Source organism: Acinetobacter kanungonis (assembly GCF_009939195.1).
GTDB lineage: Bacteria > Pseudomonadota > Gammaproteobacteria > Pseudomonadales > Moraxellaceae > Acinetobacter > Acinetobacter kanungonis.
In genome coordinates this window covers 57861-82087 of sequence record NZ_JAACKC010000009.1, presented here as the reverse complement: position 1 = coordinate 82087, position 24227 = coordinate 57861, and the positions used below count along the sequence as shown (strand labels likewise).

Annotated in this window: 17 protein-coding genes and 1 riboswitch; of the genes, 4 read left to right on the top strand and 13 right to left on the bottom strand. The window is 40.6% G+C overall.

What is annotated here, in order from left to right; all coding sequences use genetic code 11:
- Positions 1-227: 227 nt before the first annotated feature.
- On the bottom strand, positions 228-1298 hold the full coding sequence (locus tag GWK51_RS14820) for an ArsO family NAD(P)H-dependent flavin-containing monooxygenase (RefSeq protein ID WP_161934286.1): 1071 nt from the start codon (positions 1296-1298) through the stop codon (positions 228-230).
- Between the two features lie 150 nt (positions 1299-1448).
- The gene (locus GWK51_RS14815; RefSeq protein WP_161934285.1) at positions 1449-2270 is read right to left on the bottom strand and encodes a hypothetical protein; all 822 of its coding nucleotides are present in this window, start codon (positions 2268-2270) and stop codon (positions 1449-1451) included.
- Between the two features lie 291 nt (positions 2271-2561).
- Here GWK51_RS14815 and GWK51_RS14810 point away from each other — a divergent pair, with 291 nt between their 5' ends.
- From GWK51_RS14810 to GWK51_RS14795, 3 genes are all read left to right on the top strand, one after another.
- Complete coding sequence (locus tag GWK51_RS14810) at positions 2562-4019, top strand: cytochrome ubiquinol oxidase subunit I (protein ID WP_161934284.1); 1458 nt, start codon at positions 2562-2564, stop codon at positions 4017-4019.
- Positions 4012-5016, top strand: a complete 1005-nt coding sequence (gene cydB / locus GWK51_RS14805) for a cytochrome d ubiquinol oxidase subunit II (RefSeq protein ID WP_161934283.1) — start codon at positions 4012-4014, stop codon at positions 5014-5016. The genes GWK51_RS14810 and cydB overlap by 8 nt, the downstream gene beginning before the upstream one ends.
- Before the next feature lie 209 nt (positions 5017-5225).
- A complete protein-coding gene (locus GWK51_RS14795) occupies positions 5226-6629 on the top strand; it encodes an aminotransferase-like domain-containing protein (RefSeq protein ID WP_161934282.1) in 1404 nt (467 codons plus the stop codon).
- A gap of 146 nt (positions 6630-6775) precedes the next feature.
- On the opposite strand, the gene GWK51_RS16670 is transcribed toward GWK51_RS14795, so the two are convergent.
- The 7 genes from GWK51_RS16670 to GWK51_RS14765 all read right to left on the bottom strand — a co-directional run bounded on the left by GWK51_RS16670 (position 6776) and on the right by GWK51_RS14765 (position 18750).
- A complete protein-coding gene (locus GWK51_RS16670; RefSeq protein ID WP_235941164.1) occupies positions 6776-6889 on the bottom strand; it encodes a hypothetical protein in 114 nt (37 codons plus the stop codon).
- A gap of 277 nt (positions 6890-7166) precedes the next feature.
- On the bottom strand, positions 7167-9386 hold the full coding sequence (locus GWK51_RS14790; RefSeq protein WP_161934281.1) for a TonB-dependent siderophore receptor: 2220 nt from the start codon (positions 9384-9386) through the stop codon (positions 7167-7169).
- A 436-nt stretch (positions 9387-9822) separates the two neighbouring features.
- On the bottom strand, positions 9823-11997 hold the full coding sequence (locus GWK51_RS14785) for a malate synthase G (RefSeq protein WP_161934280.1): 2175 nt from the start codon (positions 11995-11997) through the stop codon (positions 9823-9825).
- Between the two features lie 249 nt (positions 11998-12246).
- The gene (locus GWK51_RS14780; protein WP_161934279.1) at positions 12247-13488 is read right to left on the bottom strand and encodes a D-amino acid dehydrogenase; all 1242 of its coding nucleotides are present in this window, start codon (positions 13486-13488) and stop codon (positions 12247-12249) included.
- Positions 13489-13630: 142 nt separating this feature from the next.
- A riboswitch (glycine riboswitch) is annotated at positions 13631-13718 on the bottom strand.
- 523 nt (positions 13719-14241) lie between these two features.
- Positions 14242-14988, bottom strand: a complete 747-nt coding sequence (locus tag GWK51_RS14775) for a TorF family putative porin (RefSeq protein ID WP_161934278.1) — start codon at positions 14986-14988, stop codon at positions 14242-14244.
- A gap of 115 nt (positions 14989-15103) precedes the next feature.
- On the bottom strand, positions 15104-16234 hold the full coding sequence (locus GWK51_RS14770) for a class II histone deacetylase (protein ID WP_161934277.1): 1131 nt from the start codon (positions 16232-16234) through the stop codon (positions 15104-15106).
- 311 nt (positions 16235-16545) lie between these two features.
- Positions 16546-18750, bottom strand: a complete 2205-nt coding sequence (locus tag GWK51_RS14765) for a TonB-dependent siderophore receptor (RefSeq protein ID WP_161934276.1) — start codon at positions 18748-18750, stop codon at positions 16546-16548.
- Between the two features lie 438 nt (positions 18751-19188).
- On the opposite strand from GWK51_RS14765, the gene GWK51_RS14760 reads away from it, so the two are divergent.
- Entirely contained in the window at positions 19189-20145 is a 957-nt protein-coding gene (locus tag GWK51_RS14760) for an NAD(P)-dependent oxidoreductase (protein ID WP_161934275.1), read from the top strand.
- A 75-nt stretch (positions 20146-20220) separates the two neighbouring features.
- Here the strand turns inward: GWK51_RS14760 and GWK51_RS14755 are convergent, their stop codons facing one another.
- The 4 genes from GWK51_RS14755 to kdgD form a co-directional block, all read right to left on the bottom strand.
- Complete coding sequence (locus GWK51_RS14755; protein ID WP_100241485.1) at positions 20221-20934, bottom strand: FadR/GntR family transcriptional regulator; 714 nt, start codon at positions 20932-20934, stop codon at positions 20221-20223.
- Positions 20935-21190: 256 nt separating this feature from the next.
- Positions 21191-21385 (bottom strand): type II toxin-antitoxin system Phd/YefM family antitoxin, encoded by a 195-nt coding sequence (locus tag GWK51_RS14750; RefSeq protein WP_100241636.1) that lies wholly within the window; start codon positions 21383-21385, stop codon positions 21191-21193.
- Between the two features lie 66 nt (positions 21386-21451).
- Positions 21452-23038, bottom strand: coding sequence for an aldehyde dehydrogenase (NADP(+)) (locus GWK51_RS14745; RefSeq protein ID WP_161934274.1), 1587 nt, complete (start codon positions 23036-23038; stop codon positions 21452-21454).
- A gap of 30 nt (positions 23039-23068) precedes the next feature.
- Positions 23069-23980 carry a 5-dehydro-4-deoxyglucarate dehydratase gene (kdgD, locus tag GWK51_RS14740; protein ID WP_100241487.1) on the bottom strand — a complete coding sequence of 304 codons (912 nt, stop codon included), beginning with the start codon at positions 23978-23980 and terminating at the stop codon, positions 23069-23071.
- Positions 23981-24227 lie beyond the last annotated feature (247 nt).

The window sequence follows — 24227 nt, the reverse complement described above, 5'->3', positions numbered from 1 at the left end:
AGCAATTTTCACATCATGCTTAAGACTTTGTCACTTATTGATAGTTCATAACTTTTAGAAACCCAGCTTTAATTGAATGCAAAAACGTGTGTCTGATCTTGGTAAACACCCATGAGTTTAGAGTGTGATACGAAATGAAAACTCATGATCGATGTAATAGCATTTGGGCGAACCGACTTGATTTCATTACACTCGTTAAATCATCCATGGTCATGATAAATGCAGAATTATACTGGATCAGCCAAATAAGCCGCTATTTCATCTGCCGTTTGTCTAGCCGTTCGGGATACGCCAATTAAAGTCGCAGATGCCATTCCTGTCCATTCTCCATAACCGACTAACCACAAGTTAGGAACTTTCATCGAGCGACCATTTTCAACTGCAACCGTCTGACTGGGTTCTACAATACCTAGACTCTTCAGATGGTTGAGTGCGGGCTTAAACCCCGTACACCAGATCACGGCGTCAACGGCTTGCTTCGAAGTATCTGACCACATCACGCCATTTTGCTCAAAGGACAAAAAGGGTTCCCTACTGTGTAATACGCCCCGTGCTCGTGCATCTTTAACCGTATCAATCATGACAATATCCCCCAAACCTCCAACAGGCTGATCAATACTGCGACCTTCTTGTTGTGCTTTTAAACGTTCGGTTGCGCGGAGGAACAACACCCGACCATCGACATCGTCTGCAAGAAACTGCGGAGGTGTCATAGTGACCCAAGTGGTTTCCGCGACTTTAGAAACTTCGGCAAGAATTTGCGCACCTGAATTTCCACCACCGACCAATAAAACACGTTTATTTTTAAAGGGTTCCGCATTCACATAATCAGCAGAATGTAATTGTAGCCCTTCAAAATTTTCAACACCCTGATACTTAGGAATATAGGGCTGTCCCCATGTCCCCGTTGCACTCACGACCGCCTTGGCTGTCCAATAGCGATCACCCGCATAAACATTCAAGTCACCCTGCTGCTGTTCAATATGATCGACTTGTACTGGGCGTACAACAGGAAATTGATAGCGTTGCTCATATGCACTCAAATAGGCAATCACTTCATCACGGGTTGGGTAAGTGTCTGCTGTTGTGGGCATCATCCAACCCGACAATGAACTCCATGTATTCGGGGAAAATAAACGAAGTGACTGCCAAGCATGCAACCATGCCCCACCTGCACGTTGCTGATTATCTAAAATAATGAATGAAATCTTTTTGCGTTTTAAGAAGTAAGCTGTTGATAGTGCTGCTTGTCCACCGCCAATAATGACGACATCAACCTCAGCCTGTAGTTGCGCCAAAACCTTTCTCCTTAAAACATGTCAATTTATCATTCAATGCACGATCTTTTTCTTCGACTTTGCCCTTGGGATTATAAGCGATTCAATGCCAACACATCTCCATTGATTCCCCGTACAAAGCATCACCTATGTTAAATAGAAAAATAGAAATCAGGCAAATAAAGTCACCTGCTGTCCTGCAACCCCATTCTGAATACAGGTTTGCATATACTCAGCATAGACCGATAATTTTTCATAAATATGCTCGGCATAAAACATATCTTCGACCAGTTGCTTGGCTTGCGTTAGGCTATAACGACCACTGACAAATAGCAACTGTGCATTAAGTCTGGAGAACTTTTCACACAATTCGATATAGTCTTGATCTTTGCGCTTAAATAGTAACTGACGCATGTTTAATTCCGAACTGTCTATAATTTTGTCCAATTGATCGGTCTGAATAAGATGGATTTTGATCTTAAAAAACTGTTCAACCACCGCTAACTTTTCAGCATCTAGCTTCAAGTGAGTAATGAAATAAATCTGGGTGACATCTGCTCGGCACAAGGCATTCAGCAAGGCATAATAGAAAAAATCCACCTCATCCAAGTCTGTATCATGCAGGTCTAGATAAATATTCAGGGCTTGTAGTACATCATCCACTTTCAAGTGCAGCTTTTTCTCCACCTGATAATAGCGGTTTAATAAAATCAGTACTGGTACAGTTGCTTGAGTATGATAGATGGTGCTTTGATTTAAATTTCCCAGAATAAAAGGCGCAAATAAGTAAGCCAAGCTTGCCTGCTCAGGCTGAATGGCCGACTGCACAATATAATCAACTTTGGCCTTGGAAAGTTCACGGAGTACTTTCGCACGCAGCAGCGTTGCTTCTAGATTCACAAATTTCTGTGTCAGCTTCTTTTTCAACTTTGCTGAAAAAGCTTCTTGTTCAACGATCTCAGGAATTCTATTCAAGCTCTCTGTAACAAACATTTCATCACCATCCAGATTGATTCATGTTTGTTATTTTGATTGTTTTTCAAATCAGCAGTAGCTACAGAATCGTACTGTCTGAATATAACAGAGTATTTTTATCGACTTTCTCTGTTATATTTTTTATGTCATGTTCTTGTACCTACATCTTGAATGGTACGTCCTGCAAAATCTGGATAATTATTCAAAGTAGGTAGTTTTGATGAAACGATCTATCAGTTGTTATCAGCATGCAAATGCAGGTCATGGTCTAGCGAGTCTCAGACGTCCATGTTGGAAATGGGGGTTCCTATGAGCCTCGGTTTAACCGCACTCGAACTTGCGCGAATTCAATTTGCCTTTACCGTTTCTTTTCACATTATCTTCCCCGCGACTTCAATTGGCTTGGCCTGCTTTCTGGCACTACTGGAATGGAAATGGCTGCGTACGCAAAACCCGATTTATAAAGATCTGTTTAAATACTGGATCAAAATTTTTGCAGTCGCCTTTGCCATGGGTGTGGTCTCAGGCATTGTCATGGCCTATCAGTTCGGTACCAACTGGAGTGAATTTTCTCGTATTGCCGGTTCGGTCACGGGTCCATTGCTAACTTATGAAGTGTTGAGTGCCTTTTTCCTCGAAGCAGGTTTTCTTGGCATCATGCTCTTTGGCTGGGGACGTGTCGGTCCGAAGGCCCACTTTTTTGCGACCTTGATGGTTGCCATTGGAACCTGTATTTCCATGTTCTGGATTTTGTCATCCAATAGTTGGATGCAAACCCCGCAAGGTTTTTCCATTGAAAATGGCATTATTGTTCCGTCTGACTGGTGGGCAATTGTATTTAACCCATCGTTCCCTTATCGCTTTGCGCATATGGCAACCGCAGCGTTTCTCGTTTCTTCCTTATTGGTGGTCGGAACTGCTGCATGGCACTTATTCAAAGGCCGTCGCGATGAGCTGGTCAAAAAATCCTTCTCGATGGGACTGTGGATGGTGCTCGTGACATCTTGCCTGCAAGTGGTCATTGGCGATCAGCATGGTCTGAATACCTTGGAACATCAGCCCACTAAATTGGCTGCGATTGAAGGTCATTGGGACACCAATCATGACCATGGCATGCCGTTACTGCTATTTGCTTTGCCTGATATGGAAAATGAACGCAATCACCTAGAGGTGGGCATTCCGAATTTAGGCAGCCTCATTTTAACTCACTCCATGGATGGCAAAGTCACAGGCTTAAAAGACTTCGCTCCTGAAGATCGTCCCCCTGTACCCGTAGTGTTTTGGAGTTTCCGCATCATGGTGGGACTCGGCATGCTGATGGTGTTGATGTCTCTGACTGCATTATGGTTGCGTAAGCAAAACCGTTTATATGAAAGTCGCTGGTTCCATCGCTTTGCAACATTTATGGGTGCTACAGGTTACATAGCCTTGCTTGCAGGTTGGGTCACTACGGAGGTCGGCAGACAGCCTTGGGTGGTCTATGGCGTAATTCGTACCCAACATGGTCTTTCGCATACCGTCACCGCAGATCAAGTCGGTCTCAGTCTGATTATTTTTGTACTGGTCTATACCGTGGTTTTCGGTACAGGCATCTACTACATGTTGAAATTAATCAAGTCAGGTCCCGAGCATATCGATAGTGTCGATTCACAGCTTGCAGGTCCAGGACACTTTAAAACTCCCATGCGTCCCTTAAGTGCTGTCGAAGAATCCGTCGATCATTCAACAAGCCAAACACCTTCGAATCAGGAGAAACATCATGATTGATCTTGCATTAATCTGGGTCGGAATTATTGGCTTGGGCGTCTTAATTTACGTGGTCATGGATGGCTTTGATCTTGGGGTTGGTATCTTGTTTCCGTTTATTTCAGGGCAGCCAGAACGGGATGTGATGATGAATACCGTTGCTCCTGTCTGGGATGGCAATGAAACGTGGATGGTGTTAGGTGGCGCAGGTCTATTTGCTGCCTTTCCACTGGTCTATTCCACCGTGTTATCCGCCTTGTATTTACCGATCATATTTATGGTAATTGCCTTAATTTTCCGAGGCGTGGCTTTTGAATTTCGCTTTAAAGCTCATCGTAGTAAACCCTTATGGGATCAAGCCTTTATTTGGGGTTCATTCTTCTCCAGCTTTTTCCAAGGGGTTATTCTGGGCGCCTATATTCAAGGGATTAAAACCCAAAATGGCATTTACAGTGGTGGCCCACTCGATTGGCTAACTCCATTCTCTTTGTTCGTAGGCTTGGGAGTGGTCATCATGTACAGCGCCTTAGGCTGTGCATGGCTCATCATGAAAACCGAGTCTGATTTACAAGCGAAGATGTACAGACTAATGCCGAAGCTGATCATCACGCTACTCATCGTATTTGGTGCAGTCAGTATTTATACCCCCATCAGCCATCCTGAAATTGCACAACGCTGGTTTAGCTTGCCAAATCTGCTCTATTTCAGCCCTGTGCCTGTTTTGGTGCTGATCTGCTCTGGATTTATTTTGAAAGCATGTACACAGCACAAAGATAAGCAACCCTTTGTCTTAACGCTGGGTTTGGTATTTCTGGCCTTTACAGGATTTGTAATTAGTTTATGGCCCAACATCATTCCGCCTTCGGTTTCCATCTGGCAAGCAGCAGCACCTGAATCCAGCATGAAGTTTGCATTGGTCGGTGCCGTGATTCTGATTCCAATTATCCTGATTTACACCTTTATGTCCTACTGGGTATTCCGCGACAAAGTGCGTATTGGTGATGAAGGCTATCATTAAGCAAGGTGAAGCTGATGAAAAAAATGCAAAATCGTTTGAGCCCCACAGCATGGTTCATATTATTATGGTGTTTTGGATTCTTGTCCCTAGGCCTCATTGCTGGCTTTTTTAAACTGCTGCTGAGCCTAGCCTATTAAAAACGTACTGAATAAAACTTTGGATAGCGGTGCAATCACGGCTATCCCTTTCTCATATGAGCATGACACTTTATGTATAAATCAGAACAACTTGCCTTAAGCCTCAAACATCTGATTGAAACAGGAACGTGGCAGGCTCATGAGAAACTGCCCTCTTTAAGGCAACAAGTCGAAATTTCAGGCTTTAGCTTAATTACCGTGATGAATGCCTATCAAGAACTGGAAGCACAAGGGCTGATCTATTCCAAAGAAAAACTAGGTTACTTTATTGCTGAAAATCCAGTGCAAGCGGCTCTAGCTAAAAAAGTCATTGTGAATGACAAAATTGAAATTAACTCACTGGTGTTTCGTTATTTAAAATCGATTCAATTGGAGAAAATCGTGCCTTTGGGCAGTGCCTTCCCGAATAGCCAACTGCTCTATTCTCCCAAACTGATGCAGACCTTGGCACAACAGGCAAAATACCGCATCGGTTATGAGCAAATGCCAAGCCTACCGCCGGGTAACTACGAGCTACGCAAACTGATTGCGCAGCGTTACTGCATGCAAGGCATTCCCACCGATCCTTCGGATATTGTGATTACCTCAGGTGGACTGGATGCGTTAAATCTATCCTTAAGAGCCATGACCCAAGCAGGGGATTATATTCTGCTACAAGAAACCGTGTTTTACGGTGCATGGCAAGCCGCGGAAAATCTGGGCTTAAAGGTTATTACCATTCCAGAACATCCTGAACATGGCTTAGATCTGGACGCCTTTCAAAAAGCCATTAGCACTTATCCCATCAAAGTTTGTTTGCTGATGCTGAACAGCCAGAACCCGATTGGATTTACGGTCAGTGATGAAATCAAATTTGAACTTGCGAAACTGCTGCATCAACATGAAATTTATCTGATTGAAGATGATGTCTATGAAGAGCTTTATTATGATCAGAAAAAACCACTGTCGATGAAATATTATGACCAGCAGAATTTGGTGTTGCACTGCTCTTCCTTTTCCAAAACCTTGGGTGCGGGCTTTCGTATTGGTTGGGTCTATGCAGGGAGGTTTTCGGAACATGTCCAGCATTTGCAATTGATGAGCACCATTTCAGTCAACTCCTTCATTCAAAATGCACTGGTGGATTATCTCTCGCATCGTCATTATGAAAAACATTTAAAAGGGCTACGCACAACCTTAAAACGCCTCAAAAATCAATATTATCAATATCTCAGCAAGCACTTACCTGAAAATTGCACCGTGCATTATTATCCTTCAGGTTATTTTCTATGGGTGACACTGCCTGAAGAAGTAGACAGCAGCCGCATTTATGAAAAAATGATTCAGAACGATGTTGGTATAGCCCCAAGTATTCTGTTTTATCGCAAAAATAAAAAGCAGAATCACATTCGTATCAACTGTTCCTTTGAAATGAATGAAACCATCATTCAAGCACTCGAGCTCTTAATTGAACAGATTTCAGAGATGCAGTCCTGAACTGCGTCCTTGAATCAATCACAATTTAGGGAATCACTAAAGTTCAGCTAGGCGGACTCTTTTACGGCAAAGTAATTTCCAAAAGCAACTTCCAATTGCAACGAACTTTATTGGGCTGCATCCTATGGATTCTTAAGCCTTCGGGTTTACTGTAAAACGTATTCCCAAATCACATAGCCAATAAAAAAACCCAGAAATGAATATATGGTGATGATAAAAAATACAAACCATGCTTTATTTTTTTTAAATAAAAAATCCATTGATGCTTGCTCATAACTCATATTTAACATTATTTTAAGCATCAGATTGAGGAAGTGTAGGTACAGTTTCGGAAGAAAAAATATAACAGATGCTACCAAACGATATGTTTGCTGATTCAGTTTTTATAAACTCGCCAATAGCACAACTGCATTGATCTATTCTAAAAAATCACACAGCAATATGCTATTTGAGCAAATAACACCTTCCCTTCCCCTAAATAAAAAGACCGCTTAAGCTGAACACTCAAGCAGTCTGAGTAAACCTAAAAATCTAGATCTAGAAATTCACAGTCCATGAAAATTGTGCTGAACGCGGTGCACCGAGGAATAAATAATCATCTCCAGCGAAGCTACCTGCATCACGCCAGTATTTTTTATTGAACAAATTATCCACATTTAGACGCAAGGTATTGTCATAACCATAGGCACGGAAGTTATAAGCCGAACCCACATCGAATACGGTATAACTTGGAACTTTGACCGTTCCCGCCTTGTTGGCATATTTGCTGCTGCTGTACTGCATACCCGCCAATAGGCGTAAACCTTCGACTTGTGGCAAGCTATAGGATAGATGGCTTGCGAAACGGACAGTCGGTACATTCTGAGTTTGATGCCCTTGATATTCTGCAACATCAATTCCAGTTAAACGTGAACGAGTCAAAGCCAAAGTTGACGTCATATCTAAATTTTGCGCCAAACGACCTTGCAAACCTAATTCCAAACCTAAATTATGTTGTTCACCTTCGGTTTGATAATAATTATCTGAATTAACATATTGATTATCTTGTTTCAAATCAAACACGACTGCGGTAAACAACAACGCCTGCCATTGTTGTTTGATTCCCAATTCATATTGGGTTGAATGCACTGGGGCTAGAGTCTCACCTGCATTACCTACGATACCTTTAGCCTCATTACCAAACGCTGTCCACGGTGCCTGCCCACCATCACTTAAGCCTTTGGCATAAGATGCATAAACATGGGTACGTTCCCACGGTTGATACATCACTGCCATTTGCGGCAAGAAACGGTTAAAGTTGGTGTCACGAATTTGACTGCCATCCGCTGCATAGGCTTGCTCATCTAAATGTAGCAACTTACCGCCTAACAGCACTGACCATTGCGTATTAAAGTCAATTTGATCCAACAGGTTTAAAGCAGTTTGTTCACTATTTAATGATTTGTAATGATTGCCTAAGATTTTTTTACTCGGAATATATTCAATAGGGTCACTATTAATATTTCCAGTGGCTTCAAAATCTTCACTTACACGATCAAAAATCGCATCATATTGGGCACGGCGTTTATAGGTTTGAGACAGTTCTAAACTCAGATGATGTAGCCAAGTTCCCGTATTAAACTGCCCGTTTAGACCTGTTTTCACTTGATTGGTCAAATAGGTGTCATTAGGACTCTGGAAATCATAAATATCGTAATTGCCATTTTGGTCAAAGGTATTGCCTAAACCTGTAAATTGGCAAATATCACTGTAGCATCCCCACGGAAATGCTGAGTAGTCATCCACCACCACACGGCTATGTGATGCTGCTAAATTTGCTGCCCAGTTATCATTCAACTGGTAGCTGTATTTTAAGCCTGTATTGAAGCTTTCATTGGTGACTGGTTTGCCCCAGCTTTGATAACCCAGCAAACGGTCCGAGTCCACACCCGTCGGCACTGTCGTACCATCAAGTAACTGATAACCTGGTACAGAGCGTTGACGCTGACGTTGTGATTCAATATCAAATTCAAGTTTTGAACGCTCTGAAACTTTCCAGTCCAACGCTAAAGAGCCAAACAGTCGCTGACCATCAGCATGGTCTACATAAGGATGGATTTCTTCTTTTGCGACATTGAGTCGATAACCGAACTGTTGTTTTTCTCCGAATAAACCACCTAGATCAGTGGCAACACGATTGCCGCCATGACTATCCCCTTCTACGGTAATAGAGCGAATATCTTGAGGACGTTTGGTAACGTAGTTGACGACCCCTGCTGGCGTCGACATGCCACTTTGCATCGCACTGATGCCCTTTAAAATTTCAACCTGCGCTTTGTTTTCAAGGGCAACGTTTTGCTCACCGCGCAACAAGTTACCATTCATGAGATAACTTGAGCCTGCATTTAAGGAAAAACCACGCATCACGAAGTTCTGATAATAACCAATCGGTGCATAACCATCGCCAACCGCAGCATCATTCTTCACCACATCCGCTAAGGTTTTAGCGTGCTGATCTGCGATACGCTCTGCGGTCACACTGCTAATCGATGCTGGAATTTCTGCAATGGTTTGCTGGGTAAAACCTGATAAATTCACCTTCGGTTGAAAATATGCCGTCTGTGCACTTTCCGCAGTCACGGTAATAGTTGCCAGTTGCTGTGTATCATTTTCATCTGCTGCATGTGTAACTGCTGAACTGAGTCCCAAACATGAAAATGAACCTACAGCCAGCAATGCTTTTTGTAATCGAGAAAATGAAAATGGATACGTATTCACAGTAGATGCCTAACCCCAAAAGATAATCGTACAGTCAAAATTTGCGGGCATGAGTATTCACAATTTTTAAGCATTGAACAATGCTTTTCTGCGACATAATCTAAGCTTTTTGAGAAATATCTAGACGCAGCTGTTTCTTCAAGCTTCCTATGCTAAGTTTTTTTCTACAGCATGCAAAGTTAATTCACGCTCACCAACATTGCTAATTTGACTTAATCCATAACCTTGAATCACCTAACTTTTGAAAAATAGGGTGAACAAACAAATAGAATAATTATGATCATAAAACAAGCTCCTCACCTATTTATAGGTGGGGAGCTTTATCGATGAACAAGATATGAGTTTATTAACTTTATCAGCATGCTTTTATAAAAGTCTCTGATTGAAGTTCAAAATAGACTCTTCAGCCCACCTGATATAAAACCCAATCCAATCATTACTCAGCGCTTTCAAATGAAGACTTCTTCACTTGCAAACGCGCACGATGTAACAATGGTTCAGTATAACCTGCGGGTTGTTCTGTTCCTTTAAAGATCAGGTCTGATGCAGCTTTAAACGCAATACTGGTTGCAAAATTAGCCGACATTGGACGATAGAGTGGATCATCCGCATTTTGCTCATCCACAATTTTCGCCATACGTCGTAATACTTGCTCGACTTCATCATGTGTGACAACACCATGACGTAACCAGTTCGCTACATGTTGAGAAGAAATGCGTAAAGTCGCACGATCTTCCATTAACCCAACATTATGAATATCCAACACTTTAGAACAGCCAATACCTAAATCAACCCAGCGCACCACATAACCCAAAATACCCTGACAGTTGTTTTCCAGTTCTTTGGTGATTTCTTCCTTTGTCCAATTCGTATGCTGAGCCAAAGCTGGGGTTAATAGATCATCTAAACTCAAGGCTTCAGTGTTCAATAACGCTTGTTGACGATTGGCTACATTCATTTGATGGTAGTGAAGTGCGTGAATCACCGCGCCTATTGGTGAAGGCACCCATGCACAGCTTGCTCCAGCTTCAGGATGTTCAGCTTTGCTTTGATACATCGCGCCCAACAAATCTGTTTTTGCCCACATGCCTTTACCAATTTGTGCTTTGCCTTGTAAACCTGCTTGCAAACCAATCATGACATTGCGATTTTCATAGGCATCAAACCATGTTTGGTTCTTAATTTCAGCTTTTGGTACAAATGGTCCAGCTTCCATAAGGGTATGAATTTCATCTCCCGTGCGATCCATAAAGCCAGTATTAATAAAAATCACACGATCTTTGGCTTCCGCAATACAGTTTTTTAGGTTTAAGGATGTACGACGCTCTTCATCCATAATCCCAATTTTTAAAGTTTTGCGCGGCAAACCTAAAGCTTGTTCTACGCGTTCAAATAACTCAACGGTGAATGCCACTTCTTCAGGACCATGCATTTTCGGTTTTACGATATACATAGAACCTGTCCGTGAGTTTGGCAAAGGATTTTCACCATGTAAGTCATTCCAAGACAATAATGGTGTGATTAAGGCATCCATAATGCCTTCATAAATTTCCTCACCATCAACCAAAATAACAGGATTCGTCATTAGGTGTCCGACATTACGCAATAGCATCAGTGAACGACCATGTAAACGCTGTTTTTCACCTTGAAGATTGTTAAAGTGCAGATCCTGATTCAGTTTACGGGTAACCGTCTTTCCATTCTTTTCAATTTCTTCGACTAAGGTGCCACGCATGAGACCCAGCCAATTACGATAGGCTTCGACTTTATCTTGTGCATCAACAGCAGAGACAGAATCCTCTAAATCCTGAATCGTGGTCACTGCTGCTTCTATCATAATGTCTTTAATACCAGCAGCATCTTGCTGACCAATCACATGCGTAGGATCAAATTGAACAATCACATGTAAGCCATTATTTTTTAATATCACTTCACTTGGCTGAGTGACTACTCCATTAAAGCCAACACATTGGCTAGCCTCTTTTAAGGTGGTGACTGCGCCATTCTGAAGCTGAATCACCAGTATCCCATCTTCAATATGCCATTGGGTCACATCATGATAAGAGCCCTGTAGTAAAGGGAAAGTTTGATCTAAAAAGTCTTTAGCAAAGGCAATCACTTTTGCACCACGCACAGGATTATAGCCTTTGGTTTTCTCTGCCCCTTCAGTTTCAGGAATCACGTCCGTGCCATATAAAGCATCATACAATGAACCCCAACGTGCATTGGCAGCATTTAAGCTATAACGCGCATTGCGAACTGGTACTACCAATTGTGGACCTGCGAGCAGTGCAATTTCTTCATCAACATTTTCAGTACTGACTTTAAAATCTTCGACTTCAGGTAGCAAATAGCCAATTTCTGTTAAGAACGTTTTATAGGCATTTAATTCGAAAGGATGGTTACGATGCCATTGATCAATTTGTTGCTGTAAATCTTCACGCTTTTGCAATAATGCCTTATTTTTTGGCGTTAAATCTAACACCACCTTTTCAAAATTTTTCCAATAAGTATCACTGTTTATTCCTGTCCCGACCAATGCTTCATTTTCAATAAAGTCATAAAGTTCAGTGGAAATAGCTAAATGTCCATATGTAGTAAATAATTGCATTTTGAATGTATCCTATTTTTTAATGCGCTCTAGATGTTTACGACATCTTTTTGAATAAATTGAGCGACTGTATTTGTTTCTATAATAGGCCGTAGTGTATTTTTGGCGTAGCGATCCAATCCTGTGCTAGTACTTTGCCAAGCATCATCAGTATTTTAAAAACACTAAACCCAATATCAAACAGCCAAATTTTTAATTACTGTGCTGAAATTTAAAGACAAAATTTCTCATTTCATCTTCCAAGCAGCCTTATGCGGCTAAAGCACTTTGAATTTCCTGGCTGATCATGACTGCCGTCGCAGCAGATAAAGTGAAACCGAGATGGCCATGACCTGTGTTGTAAAACACGCGCGCTTGTTTGCTACGTTTTACTCTTGGCATCATGTCTGGCATCATCGGTCTGAGACCAGCCCAAGACACCACACTATCGGTGGCAATATCGAAGTTTTTATTGACCCAATCAATCAGTGGCTGAATTCGGTCATTACGAATATCTTTGTTATAACCATTAAACTCTGCTGTACCTGCAACTCGGAAACGATCTGAGCCTAAGCGAGAGGTCACAATTTTTGCACTTTCATCGAGTAAGCTCACCCATGGTGCATTTTTTACACTGTGCTCATCTTTTAGATTCACGGTAATTGAATAACCCTTCACTGGGTAAATATTAATTTTATCCCCAAGTTGTTCACCTAAATGATAGCTATTCACACCACCACAAATCACAATGCCATCAAAAACAGCCATCTTTGCTGCTTGTTCTTTCAACTGCTGTGGCTGCTGTTGATGATATAAAATTTCTACACGATCCAGCGCTGGAGTGATTTTTTGTACATCAGAACCAAAACAGAATTTAACGCCTCGTTTTTCACAAACTGTCGCCAAACCACGCGTAAATTTGTGAATGTCTCCCGTCGCATCATCTGGGGTAAAGAAACCACCAAAATAATTGCCTGTTAATGTCGGCTCAATTGCTTTAATTTCTTCTGGTGTCACTGCGTAGCGCTCTAAGCCACCGCGTTTTAGTAAAGCATTCACATCTTTAGCAACTTCAAAATCTTTCACCGTATGGTAAAAATGCAGAATACCTTTTTTTTCTAAATTGAAATCAAAGCCTTCTTGGTCTGCAATTGCAAACATATGCTTGCGTGAATCTAAAGCTAGACGCACAGTTTGAATGGTATTGTTTTCATAATTTTTAATGTTATTTAAAAATGAAACCAACCATGTGTATTTCTGCATGTTAAAAGATGGATTAAGTAATAACGGCGCATCCTTTTGTGACATCCATTTAATGCCTTTGGCAATTGTGGATTTTTGATTCCATACTTCTGCATTACATGCAGAAAGCTGTCCACCATTGGCAAAAGAAGTCTCCATTGCAGGATATAAATTTTTTTCAAAAACAGTGACGTTAAAACCTTGTTTTATTAATTCGTATGCAGTGGTCACGCCAGTGATCCCTGCACCGATAATTGCAATATGTGGCATATAATTCTCGCAAATTTTAGTTATGCCCCATCTGTATGTGGTACCTGAGATCTTCAATTTTTTGTAAACTTCCATTTCCACAAAAAATTTTCTTCCTTCGGTGAACGATTGTCTATGACGCTCGTTGCTCTCCAGATTTTTGAATTATTATACAGTCCTTTTGCCTGAGAGTTTCCGGGGTCGTTGCTCCTTCGGCGAATCAATGCTGATTTCTCTCCTGTGACACCTAAGCTACTGCAAAGCAAGACAACCCGTCAACCTCTAAATCATTTATAAAAAATTTATTTTGCAGGTAATTGCGGCTTGGTTCACTGTTACTCTTAGGTAGGTTTTTTATGGTTCAGTTTAAGTCTATGCCCTAGATAACTGGTGAGCTAGATTGATGGTATAAGCTGGATATGATTTATTTATAAATCCAGTATTCTTTTTTGCATTGACTGATTTATGAAAGAAAAAGTAACCGAATACGAATAAATAAAATCACAGATAGTGCACTTGCTAGCGTAAATGCTTACATAATGGAAAATCGAAATTCTTGAATTGGCTTATAGCCATCAACTAACACAGTTCCGATTATTAGGAGGATTGGCGCTCATTTCTAGAGGTTTATGAACTCATCATTAAAAATAAATGTTCACCTACCTCTAAGCAGATTTTTATCTCCCATGAGCGTCAATTGAGTTTAATAATGACAGCTGATGCTTAGGCTATATTTGACCTACACACCTTAAAATTTAGCCTTGAGCATATCGTTTAGAATGCTTTAGTGACCGATAACACCACACGTGAATCCATCGAATCCACTGCCGAATTGACGGTAGAATTATCAGCATAGTAAAGCTCAGAGTACAAACCCAATAAATTTGAACTTACGCCCAATTTCCAGTCGTAATAATGGTCTTTTTGATTGTTGCCCCAAACTCTTGCAAACGCTTGCTCATCTTCTAACTGCATCAGCCCCCAAGCGCCAAAAACACCAAAGTTGGGTAGCACGTTATAACTATAACGTGCATCTAAACGTAGCATATTACCCGACTCAAAATAGTAGTCATTTGAGTACGCAACTGATGCTGTAAAAGCATCCTGACTATTGATCACACCAAAATTGCTATAAGCCAATGAAAATTCTGAAAAGTCAGGTTCATACGCTGTTTTCGCCCCTGGATAATTCACATCAAGGTACTGAACTGTCAGGGTTGACGTATCATTAATTGCATATCGGTAGCCCAGCATAAAATCGGCTTCAATACTTGCGCCATTCAATACATCAGTGCTGGAAGCCCAAACTCCTGCATAGGCACCACTCTTATGACAAAGCGTTAGCCCCCCTTGAACTGCGGGCTCATTTTGCGACAAAGATATCCCACGCCAATGGTAATCGGAAGCCAATGTCATAATTCCAGCGACACTCAAATCAGATGGGCTTGCTGCATCTTCTGCGTGAGCAATGTTTAAACATGCCGCAGTAAAGATCATTGCTTTAATGATATTTTTTTTCATAAATCATTTTCTTTGAGATGTGACTTTCTACATCACTATTTTTCAAGCAATGTAGAAAGTTTTAGAACGAAGTGAGTTAAATCAGTACTAACCGAAATATTCAGTCAATTGATGATTATGCAGTTTCGGGTTGCTCTTGCTTATAGCCAAAATATTCAGCCAATTGATCTATACGTTGCTTCTGGAAGTTCTTGAATGCTTCATTTTGTTGTTGCAAGGTAATGAATTCTTTACAGTCATCTTCAACGGCTGTTTTGATACCCGTTAATTCTTCAATGACAGCAAGTCCGCAGAACGGCACATAAGATTCTGAATACCCCCCTTCATGTACCAGCACCAGTTTTCCATCACAAACTTTTTCAGCCATTTGCTTAGTCAATTTGGTCATTTCGCGGAAACTATCACTATGCAGCATCATACGTGCTAATGGATCTAAATCATTGGCATCGTAACCGCATGCTACAACAATCATTTCTGGCTCAAATTGCTCAATTGCAGGCAGAATGATTTTCTTAAATGCATGCAGATATTCTTCATGTCCTGCACCAGCATACATTGGAATATTGATGTTATAACCTTCACCTGCACCTTCACCGCGGTCTTCATCGCCGCTATAACCTGGTGGGAAACATTTATCTTGGTGAATCGAAATGGTGAGTACATCGTCACGATTATAATAGATATGCTGTGTACCATTGCCGTGATGTACATCCCAATCCAGTACAACAACCTTACCTAAACCAAATTTAGCTTTGGCACGTTCAATTGCCACAGGAATGTTAGCAAGGAAACAGAAGCCCATAGACTCATCTGGTAAACAATGGTGACCTGGTGGACGCGATAATGCGTAGGCATTTTGAAATTCGCCTGTATATACTTTTTCGACTGCCGCACAAGCTAAGCCAGCAGAAAGTTTAGCAATTTCATAGCTACCCGGTCCAATGGGTGCTTCATAGCCCAATTCACCGCCACCCGCATCGCTCACTTGTTTAAACTTGTCTAAGTAATGCTGAGGATGAATGCGCAGTAAATCTTCATCCGATGCAGGTTCAGCAGACAATGAGCTCATTTGCTTTAATAAACCTGTAATATCCAATAAGTTTCTTAAGCGACGCTTAGTTTCTGGCGATTCTGCATGTCCTGTACTACTTGGTACTTGTACCCAACCACCGACACGGAAAATACCAGAATACATTCCTCCACTGTGCCAATAACACCATTCATCATTAAAAAAGGCTGTTTTCATCTGTGTATGTTCCCTCTGTTGATAGCTTTATCTAACTGAATACATTTTGTACAAATAAATACACATGTATACAATTTTGTGTATCTAAAAACTAAAGAAGTATGATGCAAAAAAAATCATCCAAAAGGATGATTATATTGAGTTTTAAAAAATCAAAGATGTAACAAAAAATTAATAAAATAAATATTATGATACACTTTTCACATTATTAAATTTTTATTGAGATATTTTAAATCACATTAATTTCTATCAACTTTAGCATCTAAACATAGAAGACCCATACAGATCTCCTATTGTTTTAAAACTATATTTTAAAATCTATAATTCAAACTTAAAGTTGCATTACGTGGTTCGCCCCAAATCATTCCATCAGTAGCAATACCTTCATAGTACTTTTTATCAAATAAGTTATTTACATTCACTTGAGCACTAAAGTTCTGGTCAAACTTATAACCAAGCATTGCATTAGCAAGATATAAGTCACCACGGTCAATACGTGTAGCGCCAGTTCCTCTATAAATTTTACTGAAGTAGTTTAAGCCTGCACCTGCATACCATGCTTCATTTTTATATTTTACAAATAAGTCTGCTGTGGTACGTGAACTGGTCGGATTATAATCATCACCTTTGGCATCTTTGGCATCAAAATTGGCTACACCAAAGCTTAACCCCCAATTTTCATTAATTTCACCGTCAACGTTTAGCTCAACCCCTTTACTGGTGACACCTTCAGCAGCATAGTAAGCATTTTCTGTGGTATTCACACCATTCAGATCTTTAACTTTGACTGCATTTCCCTGCGAATCGAATAATTGTGCAGCTACATTATCTTGCTCAATGCGGAAGATTGATAAAGCTGCATTTAGTTTTCCATCAAAATATTCCCCCTTCAAACCAATTTCATAGCTTTTACCATCAATTGGATCAAGGTAATTTCCACTGACATCCTTTCGGCTTTGTGGCTTAAAAATACTGGTATAACTAGCATAGGCTGAATAATCTCGCGACAAATCATAGATAAGACCGAAATATGGTGTGATTTCATTCTCAAATTCACGATTGGCTTTACTATTCGTAGGAACTTCATATTTCCAATTAGAAACTCGAACACCAACAACTGCTTTTAAAGGGTCAAGAATGTGGAATTTGCCTGAAATATAACCTGCCGTTTGTACAGTATTATTCAGTGCACCTTTTTGATTTCTTTCTACTGGCACGACAATTTCTGTAGCAATATTATTAAAATCTAATGCATCAACATTCAGTACATTTTGCCCTGTGTAATACGAACCACCAAAATCATTTTTCTTTAATTCTGATTTATTCCATGAACCACCAAATATAATTTCTTGTTCACGACCTACAAGTGTAAATGGAACCGAAATATAAGCATCAATATTATTTTCATCAGTGCGCTGATCATCTGTATATACAGACACGTTAGGTATTACAGCTAATGTATTTGTCGCTTTATCTACTTTTCCTGTTGTATATAACAAATTCGAAGCAGAATCTTCTCTTCTATAGAAATAAGAGACATTTAAACTTACATCGTTATATAAATAATGTTTCAAGTCCGCAAAAAGCATTGTGGTTTTAGCATCCCAATAGGTCCAATCTGAACTCACAGTGAGTGATCGGTCAAAATTGGTTCTGGAACCATCCGTATAGAATGCAGGCAAACCACCCCAACGCACACCATCTCGATTTAATTCTTGATAAGATGCAGCAAAGGATAATAGGGTTTTATCACTTAAATCGTAGTCGATCGCACCATAAACAATATTGCGCTCTTTCTCATAAAAATCCATAAATGAATCTTCATCAGAATGCTTCACAAAGACACGACCACGTAATGAGCCATCATTATTTAATGGTGCAGATAAGTCCGCAGAACTTGCATAACTATTCCATGACCCAGCAGAAGCATTGACAGAGCCAGTAAATTCTTTTGCATTTGCATGTTTACGAATCAGGTTAATCCCCATTGCAGGATTACCTGCCCCAGTCATTAAACCGTTCGCCCCTTTCACCACTTCTACACGGTCATATAGACTTAAATCCAAGTCTCCAGCAACCAAATTTGCTGTTGTCGGTTTTCCATCAATTAAAAAGTAATCAACGTCAAAACCACGGGCATATGGGCGTTGTCTTTCATCAGTTCTTGGAGTAGACACGCCCGTAATATTATTCATTAAATCTTGGAAAGATTCGATATTTCGGTCATCCAAATATTCACGGGTATACACTTTTACGGTTTGTGGAGTTTCACGTAAGGAAAGATTTAATTTAGTCGCTGTATTGGTACTGCCTGTGGTGTAGCTTCCAGTATTCTCCGTTACAGCTGTTTTATCCTCTGCCTTTAGCGTAATGGTTTCTAATTGTGATACAGGTGCATTGGTAGCCTCTTCTTCACTGGTTTCCGCATGCGCAAAGCTTATCGCGCTGGAAGATAAAAAGATGATTTGCATAGCAAGATACAAGGGCTTGGGTGCAGACACAGAAAATTTATACATATCAGGATATTCACGAGAAAAATAAATGAAGTTATAAGAGGACTGATCTTCTAGCACTTAAGCCCATTTGCTCGAGATGACAACATCTTCACAGGCTTAACAATTTTAAAAATGATTCAAGACATCCCCCTTCCAAAACCCTTTTAAAGTTTGAATAAGTGCTGAACAATCCATTGAAATAAAATACTAAAGCAATTTAAAATATAATGATACTGATTATCATTCATATATTCATTATTAGTCCTTATTTTAAAAATGAGTAAATCAAATAAGGACATACACCGCATCTGCCCAATATCCGTTATAAAAACCGCCTAAGAGCGTGAGCTTTTGCAGTGGCATCCAGCAAATTTATGACGAAATAGATGGTGATTGGCTAGAAATTTAAGGCTTACAAAGATATGATGTCATACATCTTATTTTATTCATTTCTTGATTATGTCTGCAATAAAAGTAACCTGTGTTGAAAAATACGTCTTAATTGATCAGCAGTTTCAATTTAACTTCCCTGTGGAATACACCGAGTTTCAGCAACTGGATCAAGAACAATTTCAAACACAAGTCCATGATCAAGATGTCATCATTCTGAGTGACTTAAATATCAATGAACAGGTCTTAGCCAATAATCCCAACCTGAAATTGTTGGCGATCTGCTCTACAGGATTTGACCATGTCAATCTGCCTCTGCTCAAACAACATGGCGTACAGGTCTGCAATATTCGTGGTCAAGCCAGTGATGCCGTTTCAGAACATGCCTTTGCCCTGATGATGAATCTGATTAAAAACTTTAATCAGCAAACGGAAGGCGTGAAACAAGGTCGCTGGTCTAACGGTGGCAGCTCATTTCTACTTGCAGCCCCAATGGGTGAACTGAAGAATAAAACCTTGACCATTATGGGCAAAGGAAGCATTGGTTTATCCCTTGCGCAGAAAGCAGAAGCCTTTGGTATGAAAGTCATTTTTAGTGAACGTAAAAATGCTGTCGAATGCCGTGAAGGTTATGTCCCATTTGAGCAAGCTGTACAGCAAGCGGATATTTTGTCTTTACACTGTGCATTGAATACGGAAACCCAACACTTGATGGATGCATCTGTCTTTAGCTTAATGAAGGACAACAGCATCCTGATTAATGTCGGACGCGGCGCTTTGGTACATGATGCTGACCTTGTTGCAGCCATTGAAAGCAAGAAAATTGCGGGCTTTGGTACCGATGTCCTGAATCAGGAACCCCCTGCCGATGATCACCCGTTAATTCAGTTACAACGCCAACACGACAATGTCTTGATTACAGGACATATCGCTTGGGGAACAAATGAAGCACAGCAACGTTTGTTTGATATTTTAGAAAGTAATATCAATCAAAACATGCAAGGCCATCCACAAAACCTGATCTAAGAAAAAGCAGAGCCATCACTTGGATGGCTCTGCTTTTTAAATCACAACAAAAATTGATGAAATTAAAACAGAATTTTATTGCTTAAATTTCTTAATACTTTTCGATAAATGTGCACGCATCATTTGACGCGCCAATAATCCATCTTGATCGACAATCGCATTAAAAATATTCACATGATCATGATGCACAGTTTTTAAGTAATCTTCACGATTCACAGGACTTTGTTCAATCGATTTTACCCGTGCACGTGGAATGATTTTTTCGCCTAAGTATTTAAGGAAATCAACAAAATATTGATTTTCCGAAGCCTCGGCAATTGCGATATGAAAATCATAATCGGCTTTCACTGTGCCGTCATTTTCCCCGGATGAAATGTGTTTTTCAAAATCATCCAATGCGGCTTTCATTTTATCAATATGCACTTGTTTACGACGTTCCGAAGCCAGAAATACCGCCTCAGACTCCAAACTAATCCGCAATTCCAATAAAGCCACTATATCGTTAATGGTTTCTAGACTGGCATTCGACAGCAAGAAGTTTTGCTCTGTGGTCTGCTCTTTAACAAAAGTTCCAATGCCGTGACGCGTTTCGACAAACCCTAAAGAACGCAACTCTGTAATCGCTTCACGGATCACGGAACGACTGACTTCAAACTGTTCAATCAGTTCTAGTTCTGTCGGAATTTTTTCTCCAACCTTGAAATCCCCTGACTGAATTTTTTCGATCAATTGTTCTACAATGATTTGGCTTAATTTTTTTGCAGATCTAGATTTAATCGCACTAGACATAATAAAGGAGACTCACCAAATGATGGAAAATTAGGGACTTAGTTTACTATAACCGCGACCAAGAATCCTATATTCAGTGTATTGGATTTCAGTACGGATCAAACTCACGATTATAAAATAATCACGCTTGAAATGGATGTATCCAAACTACCATTGTTTACTTAAAAATGAAATGTAATGGCGACATTCACTCCCTCTCACCGATGCAAAATGTCGCGACACAGTCACTATTTTATTCAAGCCATTCAGCAATCAATTACAAAGATGGCTCGCGAGCTTGGGGAAATTTCGCGTCGAATTCTGCCTTTTTATAGGCTTCATAAGAGGCTTTACTAATCATCACTGCGGACTCTCGCCCCTTACGGGTAATTTCGACAGGATAACCCGCCAGCGCCTTATCCATAATCATCGACAATACCGCTTTGGCATTGCTGCAATTAAAACTTTCCATAAAATATTGTCCTAAAAAAGCCACGCCATGATCAATCATAGCGTGGCTCATGTTTATTCAATTCAATTACAGTGCCGCTTTGGTTAATTCACCATTAATCAGACGATTAATCTGTAATGGATTTTCATCTTTCAGCGCATCAGGCAATAAAACTTGCGGGGTATTTTGATAACACACTGGACGCATGAAACGTTCAATCGCCCCTGTACCTACCGATGTCCCACGTGCATCACTGGTCGCTGGGAATGGACCACCATGTACCATGGCATCACAGACTTCTACCCCTGTTGGGAAGCCGTTAAACAACACGCGACCCGCCTTACGAGTAAACAACGCCAACAATTGCTGTGCTGTCGCCAATTCAGCATCTTCACCAATAATGGTTGCCGTCAATTGACCTGCCAATTGCTCCAAACCTTGTAACAAGGTTGCTTCATCATCAACCGCAATCACAATCGACATTGGACCAAACACTTCGTGTTGTAATTTCGCATTACCCGACAACAACACGCTTTGGTCTGCTTGGAACAAGTTTGCTGATGCTTGTGAAATCAGCGTTGCTTCTTGTCCTTGAGCAATCAGCTCAAAGCCAGCTTCAGTCTTTAATTCAGCCACACCTTGTTGGTAGCTTTTTAAAGTGCCTGGGTTCAACATCACTTGCGGAACCGCTTGTTGAGTATGTGCAATCAAACCTTGTACAAACTGGTCAAACTCAGGGCTTTTCACGCCTAAAATCAAACCTGGTTTAGTACAGAATTGACCGCAACCCATGTTAAATGATGCAACCGTATCTTGTGCAATTTGCGCACCACGAACAGCCAAGGCTTGAGGCATCACCACTACAGGGTTCACACTCGACATTTCTGCAAACACAGGAATCGGTTGAGGACGGTTTTGCGCAATGTTATACAGCGCCATACCACCTTCCAAAGACCCTGTGAAACCAACAGCTTGAATCAGTGGATGTGCCACCAAATCTGCACCGATACGACCACCAAAAATCATGTTGAACGTGCCAGCAGGCATACCACAGTTTACAATCGCTTTTTCAATCGCTTCACCGACCAGTTCCGCAGTCGCCATGTGACCTGAGTGTGCTTTAAACACGACTGGACAGCCCGCAGCCAATGCCGCAACGGTGTCACCGCCAGCAGTAGAAAACGCTAACGGGAAGTTACTAGCACCAAACACCGCCACGGGACCTAAAGCCACTTTGTATTGACGAATGTCTACGCGAGGCATTGGTTTACGTTCTGGCAAAGCTGGATCAATACGTGCAGCATAGAAATCACCACGACGTAACAACTGAGCGAATAAACGCAATTGACCTGTTACACGACCTGTTTCACCTTGCAAACGTGCCAAAGGCAAGCCAGTTTCCAAAGATGCGACCTCTTGTAGCTTTGCACCCAAAGCTTCAATTTGTACGGCAATTTCTTCCAAAAACTCAGCGCGTTGTCCTTGTGAAGTTTGGCTATACACTGCAAATGCAGCATCCGCAGCTTTTGCAGCAGCATCCACTTCTTCTAGCGTCGCTTGACTGTAGACATAACCTGTCAGTTGGTAGTCGGTTGCGTTAATACTTTCAATTGCAGGTGCATGAGTTGCGACACGCTGACCATTGATAAATTGTTTACCATTATTAATTGCCATGAATTAACTCCAATGCCTGAATATATAAACTTATTGCGGACCTAAAGTTGCAATTAATGCAGCTAAATCTTCGTAGTCTTTTGGTGTTAAGTCACTTAATGGTGGACGTACAGGACCTGCATCGTAACCTACAATCTTCGCACCCGCTTTAATCATACTTACGCCATAACCTGCTTTACGGTCACGAATTTGGATTAAAGGCAGGAAGAAGTCTTTGATTAAACGATCTGTTGTAGCAGTATCATTGGCACGAATCGCGTTGTAGAACTCCATTGCAGTTTTTGGAATGAAGTTAAATACTGCAGATGAATACACTGGGCAACCAAGCGCTTTATAAGGTGCTGCAAAGACTTCAGCTGTTGGTAAACCACCTAAGTAAGATAAACGGTCACCGACAGTTTGAGTAATGCCTGTCATCATATCAATTTGACCAGAACTGTCTTTGAAACCAATCAGGTTTGGACATGCTTCTGTCAATTCTTGTAATGATTTAAGATTTAAAAGCGATACGCTACGGTTATAGAAAATTACGCCAAAATCAACTGAGTTACACACTTGTTTTACGTGTTCAATCAAACCTTCTTGGCTTGCTTCAGTTAAGTAGTGCGGCATTAAAAGAATACCTTGCGCACCCAAACGTTCTGCTTCTTGAGCTTGCGCAATCGCTTGACGCGTTGGACCACCCGCACCTGCAATAATTGGCACGCTGCCTTTACAGGTATCAACCGCAGTTTTGATGACTTCTGAATATTCATTGCCAGTTAATGAGAAAAACTCACCTGTACCACCTGCAGCGAATAATGCACTTGCACCGTAAGGTGCTAACCACTCTAAACGCTTTTGATAGGTTGCTTTGTTAAAATCGCCATTTTTGTCAAAGTCTGTTACTGGGAAAGATAGTAAACCATCAGAAATAATGCTCTTTAACTCAACTGCTTCCATTGTAACTCTCCATAGTCATCTATAAGTTGTCTGACATCCTACAACATAATTTATGAAAGTCCAATATTTTTTCCGAAAAAGAAGTAAAATTTGCTGATTTGTTAAGATCTAGACAATAAAAACCACCTTATTTCAACTAATTGCTGATTCTATTTTTTAAAAAAAATTAATAAAATATCCAATCAGCTCGTTAAAAATACGTGCTTTCTATCTAAGACACAAAGACATCATATCTCTCAATTCATTT